Here is a 14,837-nt window from a genome sequence, read left to right on the forward strand (position 1 = left end):
AACAGCCCGCTGCAGACTTGCGAAACTCGATATTTCGTATATTCATGAAATATGGAAAAAGAAGTAACCCTCCGCCTCTCGACACTTGGACATCCGCAAAGGCTGGCAATCTTCCGGCTTTTGGTCCGGCGGTTTCCCGACCGCGTTCCGGCCGGAGAGCTGGCCGACGCGCTTGATCTCAAACCATCGACGCTTTCCGCCTATCTTGCCTCGCTGATGCAGGCAGGGCTGGTGACGCAGGAAAGGGTTGGCACATCGCTGCGTTACGCTGTCGAGATGACAGCACTACGACAGACTTTCGAATACCTGCTGCTGGATTGCTGTCGTGGCCGTCCAGAACTCTGCTCACCCCTGAACCTCGATCTAGGAGACACCATCATGTCTGATCGTAAATTCAACGTCCTCTTCATCTGTACGGGCAATGCAGCGCGTTCGATTTTCGCGGAAACCCTGCTGCGCGAAACTGCCGGTGATCGTTTCAACGTCTATTCCGCCGGTACCAGACCGCGGTTGGAACTCAACCCTTTCGCGCTTGAGGTGTTGAAGCAGAAAGGCCATGACACCTCGGCCCTGCGCGCCAAGAATATTTCTGAATTTCAGCGGCCGGACGCGCCCGAGTTCGATTTCGTATTCACCGTCTGTAACCAGGCCGCAAACGAGGAATGTCCGGCGTGGTCCGGTCAGCCTGTCAGCGCGCATTGGGGCATGGTTGACCCGGTCAAGGCGACCGGAACGCCCGCCGAGAAAAGCCTCGCCTTCCAGCAGGCCTACGGCAAGCTGCTCAGGCGCGTTGACGCTTTTGCCGCCCTGCCAATCGAATCGCTCGACAGGATCTCACTGCAGCGCGCGGTAGACGATATCGCGCAGACCACATCCGGAGAGCCCGCATGACGGTGTATGCGTTGAACGGACTGGGCCGAATTGGCAAGCTGATCCTAAAGCCTCTGCTCGACAGGGGCGCAAAAATCGCGTGGATCAATGATGCGGTCGGCGATCCGGCCATGCATGCGCATCTGCTGGAGTTCGACACTGTACACGGGCGATGGCAGGCGGGTTTCAGTTACGATGACGACAGCATAACGGTGGACGGCGTGAGCCTGCCGTTCATTGGCAAGAAGGATCTTGGCGATCTGCCGCTCGAAGGCGTCGATGTGGTCATAGATTGCACCGGCGTCTTCAAGACCGAGGCCAAGCTTGCCCCATATTTCGAGGCGGGTGTTAAAAAGGTCGTGGTTTCCGCCCCGGTTAAAGATGGAGATGCGGCCAATATCGTCTTTGGTGTGAATGATGATGTCTACCAACCCGAACGTCACCGCATCGTGACGGCGGCGTCGTGCACCACTAACTGCCTCGCGCCAGTGGTGAAGGTTATTCATGAATCCCTTGGTATTCGGCACGGGTCGATGACGACGATCCATGACGTGACCAACACCCAGACTATCGTGGACCGCCCGGCAAAGGATCTGCGGCGCGCGCGTTCGGCGCTGAATTCGTTGATCCCCACAACGACGGGGAGCGCGACCGCCATCACGCTGATCTATCCGGAGCTGAACGGTCGTCTGAACGGCCATGCGGTCCGGGTCCCGCTGCTCAATGCCTCGCTCACCGATTGCGTTTTCGAGGTCGAACGCGAGACCACAGTCGAAGAGGTCAACGCGTTCTTCAAGGCAGCCGCCGATGCCCCGCTCTCTGGCATCCTCGGGTATGAAGAACGCCCGCTGGTGTCGGCCGATTACACCAATGACACGCGATCCTCCATTGTGGATGCGCCATCGACGATGGTGGTCAACGGGACGCAGGTTAAGATATTTGCTTGGTATGACAATGAGATGGGCTATGCGCACAGGCTGGTCGACGTGGCCTGCATGGTCGGGGACTCGCTTTGATATCTGCTGACGCAAGAGGGCAGGCGCTCTCTGCCTATGTGGCCGTTACCGCCGCCTATTGGGCTTTCATGCTGACCGATGGCGCGCTCCGTATGCTGGTGCTTTTGCATTTCCATACGCTGGGGTTCAGCCCAGTCCAGCTTGCCTATCTCTTTGTGCTCTACGAGATCGCCGGGATGGTCACGAACCTTGCCGCCGGCTGGGTCGCCGCCCGTTTTGGTCTGACCTCGACGCTCTATGTCGGGCTGGGATTGCAGATCGTGGCCCTGATCGCGCTGACGCAGCTTGACCCCTCATGGACGATGGCCGCTTCGGTGGTCTTCGTGATGGCGGTGCAGGGTCTTTCTGGCGTGGCCAAGGACTTGGCCAAGATGTCCTCGAAGTCCGCGGTCAAGCTGCTGGCCCCGGACGAAAAAGGCGGTCTTTTTCGCTGGGTCGCGGTGCTGACCGGGTCCAAGAACGCGGTGAAAGGTGTCGGTTTCCTGCTTGGCGCGGCCATGTTGGGCACCCTTGGATTTCTCTGGGCTGTACTGGTCATGGCGGCGGTGCTCGCCGTAATCCTCGTCGCGCTCTTCTTCGTTATGCCCCCCGGTCTGCCCAAGGGCCGCAAGGGCGCGAAATTTTCCGAGGTCTTCTCAAAATCCGCCAATGTGAACTGGCTCTCGGCGGCGCGGGTGTTTCTGTTCGGCGCGCGTGACGTCTGGTTCGTGGTTGGCATCCCGATTTACTTCTATGCTGTGCTGTCAGACGGTTCCGAAGAGGGGAACCGGGCCGCGTTCTTCATGATCGGCACCTTCATGGCGCTCTGGATCATCCTTTACGGCGGTGTTCAGGCGTTTGCGCCACGCATCCTGCAGGCGGGCATCCGCCCCGAGGGCGAATTGATCCGGTCGGCACGGGACTGGGCCGCCCTGCTGTTCGTGGTGCCGCTTCTGCTGTCGATTGCCGTACTGCTTTCCCCCGGTCCCAGCGACTGGCTGACGATCACGCTTGTCATCGGACTGCTCGTGTTTGGTGCAATTTTCGCCGTCAACTCGTCGCTCCATTCCTACCTGATCCTTGCCTTTACCAAGGCCGAGCGGGTGACAATGGATGTCGGGTTCTACTACATGGCAAATGCGGCCGGGCGGCTGGCTGGCACCGTGCTCTCCGGAGCAACCTACCAGATCGGTGGCCTTGGTCTGACGCTTGGCACGGCGGCTGTCATGGTCGGATTGTCGGCCCTCACCGCAGGCCGCCTGCAGGAAACGGAAGAAACGGTTATCAAGGCATGAGCATTTTTGAACGCTACCTGAGCCTCTGGGTGGCTCTGGCAATAATTGCGGGCATCGCGCTGGGCAGCCTGTCGCCGGGGCTGGTCGGTCTGATCGCCGGTGCGGAAATCGCCAGCGTCAACCTCGTCGTCGCGGTGCTTATCTGGGCGATGGTCTACCCGATGATGATCGGTGTCGATCCCGCCTCTCTCCGCGATGTCGCCCGTCAACCCAAGGGTATCGCCATCACGCTGGCGGTCAACTGGCTGATCAAACCGTTCACGATGGCGGCGCTTGGTGTTTTCTTTTTCGAATTCGTCTTTGCCGATATGATCGATCCGCAGGATGCGCAGCAATATATTGCCGGTCTGATCCTGCTTGGCGCCGCGCCCTGCACGGCGATGGTCTTTGTCTGGTCGCAGCTCACCAAGGGCGACGAGAATTACACGCTTTTGCAGGTGTCGGTGAACGATCTCGTGATGGTCTTCGCCTTTGCGCCCATCGTCGCCTTCCTGCTGTGCGTGGCAGAGATCACGGTGCCATGGGAAACGCTCGTCCTGTCGGTTCTGCTCTTTGTCGCGCTGCCCCTTGTCGCCGGGATCTGGACCCGCAAGAGGCTTGGCACGCCCGCCCGGATCGAGGCGTTTCGCGATCGTGTCAAACCCCTGTCCGTCATCGGCCTGATCGCGACGGTGGTGATCCTGTTCGGCCTGCAGGGGCAGGTCATTCTCGACCGGCCGCAGGTGATCCTGTTGATCGCCGTGCCGATTCTGATCCAGTCCTACGGCATCTTCGCACTCGCCTATGCGGCAGCTTTCGCCATGAAAGTGCCGCACCGGATCGCCGCGCCCTGCGCGCTGATCGGCACGTCCAACTTCTTTGAACTGGCCGTCGCCGTCGCGATAAGCCTGTTTGGCCTCAACTCGGGCGCGGCGCTGGCGACGGTGGTCGGCGTGCTCGTCGAGGTGCCCGTTATGCTGTCGCTGGTCGCCTTCGCAAACCGCACGCGTGATCGTTTCGCTTGAAGTCACTTGGGGGCGCTCAAGAGAATCATCTTTACAAAACTAGTTTTATAGTTATTTTGATTGTATGACCATTAGCAGCCCCCACGCCCGCGCCCTTGCCGCCCTCGGACACGATGTCCGGCTTTCGATTTTCCGCTTGCTCGTCAAGGCGGGCAGGGAAGGCCTTCGCGTCGGCGATATCGGAGAACATCTGAACATCGCCGCCTCGACCCTCGCTCATCACCTGTCCACCCTTGTCGATACCGGGCTGGTCAGCCAGCAAAAGCATGGCAGGGAGGTCTACAACATGGCGGATTATGCTGCCGTACAGGCGGTGCTCGATTTCCTGACCTCGGAATGCTGTACCGGTGTTTCCATCCGGCGGGATGAGGACGCGGCATGACGCGCCCCGATATGCACGCCCTATCCAGACAACCAGTCAAGCCGGAGGAATGGCGATGACCGATGTGACGATTTCCCCGAACGGCCCGCGTATCTGGCTTCGCACCCTGTGGAGGGATCACCGCGTCTGGCTGGCCTCTTTCGCTATCGTGGTTTTGCTGACCATTTTCGACTCTCAGCAGGCAGCCGAAAGCACCGGTTTTGCCGTTGCAGCGCTGCTGCATACGGCTCCTTACTTGCTGCTTTCCATCGCGATCGCCGCATGGGCCGGAGCGACCGGTGCTGATAACCTCATCGCAAAGGCTTTTGTCGGCGCACCACTGTTGATGATTGGGTTAGGCGCGCTTGCAGGCGGGCTTTCTCCCTTCTGCTCCTGCGGTGTCATCCCCCTTATCGCGGCACTTCTGGCGATGGGCGTACCGCTGTCGGCCGTCATGGCCTTTTGGCTGGCCTCACCGATCATGGACCCCTCCATGTTTTTCCTGACGGCTGGTGTGCTGGATATGGAATTCGCCCTCGCCAAGACGCTCGCTGCCATCGGTCTGGGCCTGTTCGGTGGCATCTCCGTTCATCTCCTGTCGAAAAGTGGCGCGATACAGAATCCCCTGCGCGAAGGTGTCAGCAACGGCGGCTGCGGCGGGGCAAAGATCCGCGCGCCAAAACCGGTGGTCTGGAAGTTCTGGACCGATCCGGCACGACGGGCTACATTCGCGCGTACTGCTTGGTCCACGACGATGTTCCTTGCCAAGTGGCTGTTCCTCGCCTTCCTGCTGGAAAGCCTCATGCTGGCATGGGTGCCCGCTGAAACGATCACGGCCTCGCTTGGCGGGACAGGCATTCAGCCGATTGCCATTGCGACGCTTATCGGCGTGCCCGCCTATCTGAACGGCTACGCGGCGCTGCCGCTTGTCGGCGGGTTGATCGAGCAGGGCATGTCGCCCGGTGCCGGTCTCGCCTTCCTTGTCGCTGGCGGAGTTACCTCGATCCCGGCGGCGCTTGCCGTCTGGGCACTGGCACGCCCGCCGGTGTTCGCCCTCTATATCGCTCTCTCCCTTTCGGGGGCCTTCGCCGCCGGATTGCTCTTCCACTTCTGGTCGCTTGCCTGAAATCATGGTCGACATCGCCCGACCAACGCAGGCCTCGAAAGGGGCCGTGATCTCCGCGCTGGGCGTGGTGATGATCTTTACCTGGGGCAGCACCTACTACCTGATGGCGGTGCTTGCCGCACCGATTGCCGCTGACACGGGCTGGCCGCTGTCCGGGATCACGGCGGCGCTCTCGGCGGGGATGCTCCTCGCGGGGCTTGCCTCGCCCACCGTTGGGCGGGCGATAAGCCACCACGGCGGGCGTCCTGTTCTTGCCATCGGTTGCATACTGATCGCGCTCGGCCTCTCGGTGATCTCGATGGCCCCGCATCTCTGGCTGTTCTGGCTCGGTTGGCTGTTGCTGGGCGTAGGCATGGCGGCCGGTCTCTACGATCCGGCCTTTGCGTCGCTGGGCCGCTTATACGGAGCGGATGCGAGAGGCGCGATCACCATGCTGACACTCTGGGGAGGTTTCGCCAGCACCGTCTGTTGGCCTCTTTCGACGGTGATGCTGGAAACATGGGGCTGGCGCGGTGTTGCGGGTGCCTATGCGATCATCCATATCTGCCTGACCCTGCCTCTGGTCCTGATCGTCCTCCCGGCAGAACAGAAACGCCTGGCCGAGACGAGCACCGACAAAACAAAAAAAGCCAAGCTGCTGGGGCAGGAAAAAACTGTCTTTATCCTTATGGGCGTCCTGCTTGTTTTGAACGGGCTGATCGCGGTCAACATCGCCACATGGCTGTTCACCTTTCTGCAGGCGCAGGGCTATGCGCTGGCCGCAGCTGTCGGCTTGGGAACGCTGATCGGTCCGTCACAGGTTGCCGCGAGAGTTCTCGAAATGCTCGGCGGCGGGCGGCATCACCCGATCTGGACCATGATCGCGTCAGCGGTGGGCATTGGAGCCGGCGTCCTCCTGCTCGCGTCGGGCCTGGACTGGGCCGGAATGGCGCTGATCCTCTTTGGCGGAGGCAACGGGCTGTTTTCGATTGCACGCGGGGCGCTACCGCTCGCGGTATTCGGCGTCGACCGTTACCCGGCGATCATCGGACAGCTGGCGCGGCCTTCGCTCATTGCCGCCGCAGCGGCGCCGATGCTCGGCGCCTGGCTGATAAGCGCGGCCAGTCCGGAGTTGACCCTGCGCCTCATTGCCTTACTAGCAGTTTCCAATGGTGTGGTGGTTTTCGCCCTTTGGCGAGTCATTCCGCGCGACTGAAAATACCCATGCTTTGGCCCTAGGATACAGGTGGTCGGTATCTCAGGACGGTCGGCGTTCCTGCGGGAATTCTACCCAAAAGGTTGAACCCTGTCCCTCATTCGAGGAAAAGCCGATCTCGCCCCCCATGCTTTTTGCCAGCTCCTTGCTGATCGCAAGGCCAAGGCCGGTGCCGCCCTTTTTCCGCGTGGTCGATCCGTCCACCTGCGAGAACCGCTGGAAAATCCTGTCGTGGAATTCCTCGGGAATGCCAATGCCCCGGTCGACAACCGATATCCGCACAGAGTCTGTCTTGCGTTCCGCGTAAAGCTCGACCGATTTCTCATCGTCCGAAAATTTCACCGCGTTAGATACGAAGTTCCCTAGGATCTGGAGCAGCCGTTCCTTGTCGACCAGAATGCGCTCGTCCGCCGTCTCCTGCGGCAGGTTGAGCCGGATCGGAAAATCTTCGGACATCGTGAAGTTTTCCTGCAGAACCTGACTGATCAGCTCTTCGATCCGGTAAAGCTGCATGTTGAACTTGGCCCGGCCCGATGATGTCTTTTCGAAATCAAGCAGGTCGTTGATCAGCGACGTCAGGCGCTCGCAGTTACGCATCGCGATTTCGGTGGTGCTCGACACCATCTGGGGCAGCGCGCCAAGCTTGCCGCTGTGGATCAGGGCAAGCGGGGCAGAGATCGAGGTAAGCGGGGTGCGTAACTCGTGACTGACCGTTGCGATAAACTCGGATTTCAATTGCTCGATCCGCTTGCGCTCGGTGATGTCCCGCACCACGCCCACAAAAATCATCTCGTCATTATAGGCGACTTCGGTCAGGGCGACTTCCATAGGGAAAATCTCTCCGGATTTCCGCTTGCCTTCCACCTCGGGCCTGCTGTTCATCAGCTTTGGCTCACGGGTTTTTGCATAGTTCTCAAGATACTCGTCATGGCGTTCGGCATATGATCTTGGCATTAGCATGTTGATCTTCTGGCCAAGGACCTCTTCCGCCGTATAGCCGAATATCTCTGCCGACGCCTTGTTGAAGGTTCGGATTGTTCCGCGCGCGTCGATACAGACGATGCCGTCCGCCACGGTGTCGAGAACGGCTTGATTGTACTTGGCCTCTTCGAAAGTCTTCTGCTGAGTCTGGTCAGTGGCTTGCATTACTTGAGAACCCCCTCGGCATTTATGACGATACCGTTCGAGAAGGGCGGCACCGGCGCAGTCAAAACTCCGACAGGCACGGAGCAAGCGAGACGGTTCATCCGAGGCTTCCTCGGAAACGTCGGAGCCTGAATGATCGGTATCGGGATGCAAATGGTCTCATGCTGCTGCCTGCGTCTCTTGACGAAATCGTCTGCGACCGTTGGATCGGCCTTCACTTAGGTATCTGATTTAATAATCTTTTATCTCTCCCAGGGGATACAACCAACTGTTTCTGTTGGGATTTTGCTTTCTGGACACAATGCTGTGGCGCGATAGCCGCACAATTGATTTGTCAACTCACGCGGGGCGATCAATTTAGGCTCTTAATGTCTCTGACCAACGCCTCAATAGGCCGGCTGCGCAAGCCCCTGACCGATAACTGGTCCGGTCGGAAGTCCGGTCGGCGATCCGCCCTCCGGTTCAACCGAAATGGCAAAGAATTGGTCGGAACGAAGCTGCGGCAGGTCCTGCGCCGACAGCATAGTCCGTGCGCCCTGTTCCATAACTGCGATAGACACCGGCGGGCCGTCCGGGTCGGGTTGGGTCCAGAGTTCCAGAACCTGCGCGTTTTCCGGCGTGATGGGCGCGAGCGGAGTCACCTGCAACCGGGTGTCGCTGAACGCTTCGATTATGGCAATCGACTCGCCCGTGTCATCCACGAGGATGGCAACCATCGTCGGCGGTTTCGCCTGGATCAGCTGCCAGGCAAGCCCCATGGCAAGAACCAGCGCGGCCGCGGTCGCCAGCAGCGCCGTTGGCCGCCAGCGCGTTGCCTGTGCATCGGCAGATTTCGTTCGGTCAATCCGGACCACATTGGACCCTGTCTCCGGTTCCGGCTCATCCAGCGCTTCCTCAATCCGCGCCCATGCCTCGGGGCGCAGCGGAACGGACTCGGCGGTCAGATCAAGTTCATGAAACTTTTCGCGTTCGCCCGCGATCTCTTCGGCCTGCTTGCGCGCGGCGGCAGTGGTCGGGGCGAGCGTGGCTTCGGCCTCGGCCCGGAATTCATCGTCATCCTGTCCGAACAGGTTCAGCAGCTCTGCGCGGGTCATGACAGGCACGCCTTCAATGATTGCAATCCGCGTCTGAGCCAGCTCTTGATTGTGCCAAGCGGTCGGCCCAGCTTGCCCGCGACTTCCTCCTGCGTCAGCCCGGTCACATAAATCAGCAGAACCGCATAGCGCCGGTCATTTTCCAACGCTTTCAGGCAGTGGTAGAGAATACCATTCTTGTCGAGCCGACGAAAAGAAAGATCCACCGCATCCTCGCGCAGCTTGTCGAGATCTTCCGGTTCCGTCACCTGTTCCCTGCCGCGTGCCCGCAGGATGTCTATCGCGCGATACCGGACGATCGTGTACATCCACGCCCGGGGCGAGCCGAGCGCCACGTCATAGCGCGACGCTTTCCGCCATATCTGGATAAAAGCGTCCTGAACCGCATCCTCGGCCTGATCGCGGTTGAAAAGAATACGCATCGCGACGCCGGTCATGCGGCTGGCTTCGGCATCGTACAGGGCCTTGAGCGCGGTCCGATCGCCCCTGCTGCATCCGCGCAAAAGCTCCACGAGGTCCGCACCTTTCTGTGCGTTTTCTGTTCCGCCGCTCGCCGTACCCGTATCCACGCCGGCCTCCCCCCATATCTTTACGCTGACCCGAACCCTAGCACGGCTACCCCACCGCATGCATGAGAATTTCGTGATTTCCATTTCCCTGCGCAAGGTGTTGAAATCTCGCCTGATTGCGGTCTGCGCTAAAGCCGGGTTTTTTTCAGCGGACTTGCTCCCCCGTCTCCGATAGAAGCCGGAGGCGACCCTTTGAAAAGTGAGGCCCTCATGTCCGAACTGCCTGTGAATCGTTTCAAATCCGCGCTGCGCGATGGGCAGCTTCAGCACGGAGTCTGGTGCACGATGAGCGACAGCCTCGCGGCGGAAATGATGGCGGATTGCGGGTTCGACTGGATGATGTTCGACACGGAACATTCGCCGCTGGATCCGATTGGCGTGCTGCCCCTCCTGCAAGCAGTCGCCCCATACCCGGTTACCCCCATCGTGCGCCCAGGTTCGCTGAACCCGGCCGAGATCAAGAAACTGCTGGATCTCGGCGCGCAGACGATCCTTGTCCCCTATGTTCAGAATGCTGAAGAAGCCGCGCTTGCTGCTGCTTCGGTCGATTACCCGCCGTCCGGGATCAGGGGCGTCTCCGGCAGCACCCGCGCTTCCCGGTTCGGCAAGATCGCCGGATACCACCGCAAGGCCCGCGAAGAAATCTGTCTTATCGTGCAGGTCGAAACGCAGGAAGCGCTGGACCAAATCGAGGCCATCGCCGCTGTGCCCGGAATCGATGCGATCTTTGTCGGCCCCGCCGACCTTGCCGCCTCGCTCGGCCATCCCGGAGAGCCGTCGCACCCCGACGTCCGGAAGGCCGTGATCGACGCGATCCGCCGTATCCGCTCGGCTGGCAAGCCGCCTGGCATCCTGACGCTCGACCCGGAACTCTATGAAGACGCCATCGAAGCAGGCGCGCTTTTCGTTTCGCGCAACCTTGATTTGACAGCCCTGCGCAAAGGGTTGGTCGCGCCGTAAATCGCGGGCTCAGATCCGTCGAAAACACTAACAAATTTGGTTAACCGCGAGTCTCGTGTCGCAAGCACGGGCAAACCGGCTTTTTGTATTTACCAACTGTCTCTTATGGCGCGTTTGCCGGTTGTCTGGACCCGATCCGGGCGGTAGCCTTGCGAGGGTGGATCGGCTCGGGGAGTGGCTGCTTGCAAGGCGGACAAGGAATAAAGCGGCTCGATACTGTGCGTCAGCAATTGCTGGAAGAAGCCGAGATAACAAATGTGCAGGACAAGGCGTTGGTCCAGTCCCGGCGCGAACAGATTTGTGATGCGGCGCTTGAGCTGTTCCTCGAAAAAGGATTTGCCTCGACCACGATCCGCGACATCTGCGCTCGCTCGGGGGTCAATCAGGCCAGCATCTACGATTATATCGCCAACAAGAACGATATCCTGCGCCGCCTGCTGAATCAGGTCTGGTTCCGACAGGATGTAAAGACACTGCCGGAAATCCTCGAAGATACCAGCATTCCGCTTGAAGAGGTCTTTGTCGGCTATTTTCGGGAAACATGGAGCAAAAAGCGCAACGGCGCTTTGCTGGCCTATCGCTCGGTGCCGCACCTGTTAAGCGAGGATCGCCATGCGATGCGAATTCGCGAACTCGCGCTGATCAAGGACATCGCGGACCAGTTGCGTCGACGCTCGGGCAGGGAATTGGACGATGCCGAGCTTGAGGTTCTCGCCAATGTTTTGCTTTTCCTGTCGGTTTATGCGCCGATGCGGGACTGGCTAAGCCGTGACATTCCCGAGGAAACCGTGATCCGTACCGTGGCCGTCGGTGCGGCGGCGATGGTGCGCGAGCTGATCGCAGAGACCGGCCCGCGCTGAACGCCCCCTATTCGGCGGGGACGTTCCTTTTCTTGTTATCCGCGATGATCAACCCGACGAGCAGCGCGGAAATCGCGCCGCCGATCAGGGTTGTCATCAACCCTGGGAAGCTGAACGCGAACCCTGCCGCCGCCAGCGGCAGACGCAGGGCAGGGCGCACGTGACCGATCCCCAGCAGGTATCCTTCCAGCCCGCCCGACAGCAGCATGATCCCGATGATGATCGACGGCAGCACGTAGATCAGTGGTGTCAGATCCCCTTGAAGCACCAGCGCAGGCTGGAACAGGAAGAACAGCGGCACGAAGTAGATCACCACCCCAAGACGCATCGCGGTGAAAGAGGTCCGCATTGGTTTCGCCCCGGCGATGGTCGCTGCAAGGAAGGCCGCCGCGCCGACCGGTGGCGTGATCGCTGACAGCATCGCGTAATAGATGATGAAGAAGTGCACCGCGACAGTGTTCAGCCCGCCGATCTCGATGATGGCCGGGGCCAGCGTCACCGCAAGGAAGATATAGGCGACGATGGCAAGACCGGCCATGCCCATGATGAAACAGGCTACGACTCCCAATGCGATGATGAGGAACACGTTGTCGCCGCCCAGCGCGATCAGTCCCGAGGTCACAGAGCCGGTAACGCCGGTAATGGTCAGCGCGCTGACCACATAGGCAATGGGCAGGATGATCGCGGTGGTCTGCGTCACCAGTAGCCCGATCTGGCGCACGGTCTCGATCAGCCGCTGCGGGGTCATCCGCGTGTCGCGGCGCAGAAAGCTCAAGGCGACCATGAGGATACAGGCGTACCACGGCGCGTAATATTCCCAGCGCATGTAAAGCAGGCCCCAGACAAGGAAGACCAGCACCGACATGAAGGGCCAGCCCTTGAGCAGCACCTGCCATGCCGACGGCTGATCCGGGTCGACAACCCCGTCCAGCCCCTTGCGCGCGGCATAGGCATCGACCTGAAGGATCAGCCCGAAATAGAACAGCAGCGAGGGCAGGATCGCCGCGATCATGACGGTTGCGTAATCGACGCCGATAGTGATCGCCATGACAAAGGCAATCGCGCCCATCACCGGCGGCATTACCACCCCGCCGGTCGAGGCGCAGGCCTCGATGGCGCCCGCGTAATGCGGTGGATAGCCAACCTTTTTCATCGTCGGAATGGTGATCGACCCTGTCCCGGCGATATTGGAAAAGATCGACCCCGAGAGCGATCCGAAAAAGGCCGAGGCGACGATGGACACCTTGGCAGGGCCACCGCGATACTTGCCGAAACCAGCATTCGCAAGATTGATGAAAAACTCGCCCGCCCCGGTGGCGATCAGAACACCGGCAAAGACCAGAAAGCCCAGCACGATCTCGGCCACGATCTTGGTGGTGATGCCCATCATGCCTTCGGCGCGAAAGACATGGGCTTCCATCAGCCGGTCGAAACTATAGGGTATGCCCATCAGCAGGCCGGGGAAGTAATCCGCGACCAGCGGGTAAAGCCCAAGGAAGAACACGACCATCAGGAAGGGGATGCCGCCGGACCGGCGGGCCATTTCCAGCATCAGGGCCCAGATCACGATACCCAGCGGGATATTCGTCCATCCCGCCTGCACCATGTCCCAGGCGTGGGTCGAGAAATAGAGGCTGATGGCAAGGATCACCACAGCCGCGATCACGTCGTAGAATGGCACCTTGGTCTGGTTGCGATGCGCGGGGATCGCGATAAAGGCGCAGGCCGAGAAAATGCCGATAAAGACCCAGTAATACTGCCCTTCGAGCAGGCGCTTGCCCAGTATCGGTAGCCCAAAGGCATAGGCGACACCCGTGCCGATCCCTATGGCGACAAGCGCGACAAAGACGAGGCTCCAGAGTGAATAAGTCCCGCCGAGGCGGGTGAAATCCGAGGATTGGGTCGCAGTGTCCTCAGTGGAAGGGGATGAGATGCTGTCAGACATGTACCGGCCCGATAGGTTAAAGATGAAAACGGCAAAAACGCGGGGCGACCAGCGCCGCCCCGCCTTTAATCAGCCTGTCAAAGCCGCGACTGGAAATTCTCCACGCCGGCGGTCTTCTCCTTCATGAGATCAAGGAACTCCTGGTCCTCGAAGTTGATTTCGATCCCTTGTTCCTGCGCCGCTTTCAACGCTTCCTGACGGGCACTGATCCAGGCGTCCATGGTCTCGATGGCCTTGTTGTTCCAAGTATCGTCCTCATCGCTCCACTGGCCGATTTCGCGCAGGTATTTCACCGTGCCCTCGTGGACCGGCAGCGGGGTGCGGTTCAGGTACTTGCGGAACTGGTCCATCGACATGCGTGTGGCCAGCGGGTGCGTGCCCTTGTAGGCGTCAAAGGATTCATGGAACCACTTCGCCATGTTATAGGCGAAATCCACGTCCGTGGTGGCCGGCACGCTGTAGACGAAGTTGGACGTCGCCCCGTTCACGCCGCGCGCGGTCTTGACGCCCATCTCGATCTCGGCGGGGATCAGCATTGGACGTTCGGCGAGATAGGCGTTCCAGCCCTCCTTGTCCGCCGGGTCGAGGTCCAGCCAGCGGATGCTACCCGGCGCGCCTTCCATTTCCGACAGGACCGAGCTGATCGGCGAGCAATATGCGATGTCGGATTTGCCTTCGACCACCGAGCGGCAGTTTTCAGCATAGGACGACGCCGGAACGAATTCGATCTTCTCCGAGACCTCGTCTTCACTCATGCCCAGCATGGCCGGAAGACCGACCGTGACGGCCGAAACCATCGGGGGCGAAAATACGCCCTGCGTGATGCGCACGCCACCGTTCTTGATGTCCTGCACGCTCTTGATCGGCGAGTCGCCCGCCACGACATAGCCCCACGGCGTGTCGTTGTGATGCCATAGGATGCGCTGGGCCACTGGCTTGGTCTGCGAATAGCCGTCGATGCCTTGGATTTGGTAGCGCATTTCAGACGCGGAAACCGATGAGATCGCGATATCTTCCCGATCGGTCAGGCGGCGATAGCGCTGGGTTTCACTGTCTTCGGGAACGATGCGGACGGTGGTGCCGGTTTCCTTTTGCAGGATCGGCCCCCAGCCGTTTGTCGACGCAAAACTGCCGCTCGACGTGCCCGGTGTCCCGATGACAAGCAAGCGCGGCCACTCGAAATCCTCTGCCGCCGCACCGCCTGCCAGCCCAAGTGACAAGACCAGCGCGGTAACCGCGCCGGACGCCAAAGACGTAACATTCTTCATAATTTCCTCCCAAGGATCGTTTGTCGTGATCTGTCGCGCCGGTTCGGAGAATGCCCCGATCCGGTGTCGCTAATAATTGTCAGCAGGGAACGCCCGGACCCGCAGATCGGTAACCGACCCGCGCTGGGCCGTGATTGCCAAAGTCGTGT

At 60.2% G+C, this 14,837-nt stretch carries 14 protein-coding genes; 9 read left to right on the top strand and 5 right to left on the bottom strand.

All coding sequences use genetic code 11. From position 1 onward, the window contains the following. The first annotated feature begins 51 nt into the window (after positions 1–51). The 7 genes from ACU0FH_RS05480 to ACU0FH_RS05510 all read left to right on the top strand — a co-directional run bounded on the left by ACU0FH_RS05480 (position 52) and on the right by ACU0FH_RS05510 (position 6,846). Positions 52–891, top strand: coding sequence for an arsenate reductase/protein-tyrosine-phosphatase family protein (locus ACU0FH_RS05480; protein WP_446193710.1), 840 nt, complete (start codon positions 52–54; stop codon positions 889–891). Next, the gene (locus ACU0FH_RS05485) at positions 888–1,886 is read left to right on the top strand and encodes an ArsJ-associated glyceraldehyde-3-phosphate dehydrogenase (protein WP_446193711.1); all 999 of its coding nucleotides are present in this window, start codon (positions 888–890) and stop codon (positions 1,884–1,886) included. The genes ACU0FH_RS05480 and ACU0FH_RS05485 overlap by 4 nt, the downstream gene beginning before the upstream one ends. Beyond that, the gene (arsJ, locus tag ACU0FH_RS05490) at positions 1,883–3,160 is read left to right on the top strand and encodes an organoarsenical effux MFS transporter ArsJ (RefSeq protein ID WP_446193712.1); all 1,278 of its coding nucleotides are present in this window, start codon (positions 1,883–1,885) and stop codon (positions 3,158–3,160) included. Before ACU0FH_RS05485 ends, arsJ begins: the two co-directional genes overlap by 4 nt. Beyond that, on the top strand, positions 3,157–4,164 hold the full coding sequence (arsB, locus tag ACU0FH_RS05495) for an ACR3 family arsenite efflux transporter (protein ID WP_446193713.1): 1,008 nt from the start codon (positions 3,157–3,159) through the stop codon (positions 4,162–4,164). Before arsJ ends, arsB begins: the two co-directional genes overlap by 4 nt. 64 nt (positions 4,165–4,228) lie before the next feature. Then, positions 4,229–4,546 (top strand): ArsR/SmtB family transcription factor, encoded by a 318-nt coding sequence (locus ACU0FH_RS05500; protein WP_446193714.1) that lies wholly within the window; start codon positions 4,229–4,231, stop codon positions 4,544–4,546. 55 nt (positions 4,547–4,601) lie between these two features. Continuing rightward, a complete protein-coding gene (locus tag ACU0FH_RS05505) occupies positions 4,602–5,651 on the top strand; it encodes a permease (protein ID WP_446193715.1) in 1,050 nt (349 codons plus the stop codon). Between the two features lie 4 nt (positions 5,652–5,655). Next, positions 5,656–6,846 carry an MFS transporter gene (locus ACU0FH_RS05510; RefSeq protein ID WP_446193716.1) on the top strand — a complete coding sequence of 397 codons (1,191 nt, stop codon included), beginning with the start codon at positions 5,656–5,658 and terminating at the stop codon, positions 6,844–6,846. A 42-nt stretch (positions 6,847–6,888) separates the two neighbouring features. On the opposite strand, the gene ACU0FH_RS05515 is transcribed toward ACU0FH_RS05510, so the two are convergent. From ACU0FH_RS05515 to ACU0FH_RS05525, 3 genes are all read right to left on the bottom strand, one after another. Beyond that, positions 6,889–7,992 carry an ATP-binding protein gene (locus ACU0FH_RS05515; RefSeq protein WP_446193717.1) on the bottom strand — a complete coding sequence of 368 codons (1,104 nt, stop codon included), beginning with the start codon at positions 7,990–7,992 and terminating at the stop codon, positions 6,889–6,891. A 386-nt stretch (positions 7,993–8,378) separates the two neighbouring features. After that, positions 8,379–9,086, bottom strand: coding sequence for an anti-sigma factor (locus ACU0FH_RS05520; RefSeq protein ID WP_446193718.1), 708 nt, complete (start codon positions 9,084–9,086; stop codon positions 8,379–8,381). Beyond that, positions 9,083–9,655: a sigma-70 family RNA polymerase sigma factor gene (locus ACU0FH_RS05525; protein WP_446193719.1), complete on the bottom strand. Its 573-nt coding sequence runs from the start codon at positions 9,653–9,655 to the stop codon at positions 9,083–9,085. Before ACU0FH_RS05525 ends, ACU0FH_RS05520 begins: the two co-directional genes overlap by 4 nt. Before the next feature lie 210 nt (positions 9,656–9,865). Here ACU0FH_RS05525 and ACU0FH_RS05530 point away from each other — a divergent pair, with 210 nt between their 5' ends. Together ACU0FH_RS05530 and ACU0FH_RS05535 are read left to right on the top strand one after the other, a co-directional pair. Next, complete coding sequence (locus tag ACU0FH_RS05530) at positions 9,866–10,615, top strand: HpcH/HpaI aldolase family protein (protein WP_446193720.1); 750 nt, start codon at positions 9,866–9,868, stop codon at positions 10,613–10,615. A gap of 182 nt (positions 10,616–10,797) precedes the next feature. Then, positions 10,798–11,475 (top strand): TetR/AcrR family transcriptional regulator, encoded by a 678-nt coding sequence (locus ACU0FH_RS05535; protein ID WP_446193721.1) that lies wholly within the window; start codon positions 10,798–10,800, stop codon positions 11,473–11,475. 7 nt (positions 11,476–11,482) lie between these two features. On the opposite strand, the gene ACU0FH_RS05540 is transcribed toward ACU0FH_RS05535, so the two are convergent. Together ACU0FH_RS05540 and ACU0FH_RS05545 are read right to left on the bottom strand one after the other, a co-directional pair. Next, entirely contained in the window at positions 11,483–13,420 is a 1,938-nt protein-coding gene (locus ACU0FH_RS05540; RefSeq protein WP_238372492.1) for a TRAP transporter permease, read from the bottom strand. A 77-nt stretch (positions 13,421–13,497) separates the two neighbouring features. Beyond that, a complete protein-coding gene (locus tag ACU0FH_RS05545; protein WP_446193722.1) occupies positions 13,498–14,688 on the bottom strand; it encodes a TAXI family TRAP transporter solute-binding subunit in 1,191 nt (396 codons plus the stop codon). Positions 14,689–14,837: the final 149 nt, after the last annotated feature.

It is taken from the genome of Heliomarina sp. (assembly GCF_052826185.1).

What these genes read in the sequence shown, in the direction of transcription:
- ACU0FH_RS05505 (WP_446193715.1), top strand. Translation starts at nt 4,602, where the DNA reads ATGACCGATGTGACGATTTCCCCGAACGGCCCGCGTATCTGGCTTCGC.
- ACU0FH_RS05480 (WP_446193710.1), top strand. Translation starts at nt 52, where the DNA reads ATGGAAAAAGAAGTAACCCTCCGCCTCTCGACACTTGGACATCCGCAA.
- arsB (WP_446193713.1), top strand. Translation starts at nt 3,157, where the DNA reads ATGAGCATTTTTGAACGCTACCTGAGCCTCTGGGTGGCTCTGGCAATA.
- ACU0FH_RS05510 (WP_446193716.1), top strand. Translation starts at nt 5,656, where the DNA reads ATGGTCGACATCGCCCGACCAACGCAGGCCTCGAAAGGGGCCGTGATC.
- ACU0FH_RS05485 (WP_446193711.1), top strand. Translation starts at nt 888, where the DNA reads ATGACGGTGTATGCGTTGAACGGACTGGGCCGAATTGGCAAGCTGATC.
- ACU0FH_RS05530 (WP_446193720.1), top strand. Translation starts at nt 9,866, where the DNA reads ATGTCCGAACTGCCTGTGAATCGTTTCAAATCCGCGCTGCGCGATGGG.
- ACU0FH_RS05540 (WP_238372492.1), bottom strand. Translation starts at nt 13,420, where the DNA reads ATGTCTGACAGCATCTCATCCCCTTCCACTGAGGACACTGCGACCCAA.
- ACU0FH_RS05545 (WP_446193722.1), bottom strand. Translation starts at nt 14,688, where the DNA reads ATGAAGAATGTTACGTCTTTGGCGTCCGGCGCGGTTACCGCGCTGGTC.
- ACU0FH_RS05520 (WP_446193718.1), bottom strand. Translation starts at nt 9,086, where the DNA reads ATGACCCGCGCAGAGCTGCTGAACCTGTTCGGACAGGATGACGATGAA.
- ACU0FH_RS05500 (WP_446193714.1), top strand. Translation starts at nt 4,229, where the DNA reads ATGACCATTAGCAGCCCCCACGCCCGCGCCCTTGCCGCCCTCGGACAC.
- ACU0FH_RS05515 (WP_446193717.1), bottom strand. Translation starts at nt 7,992, where the DNA reads ATGCAAGCCACTGACCAGACTCAGCAGAAGACTTTCGAAGAGGCCAAG.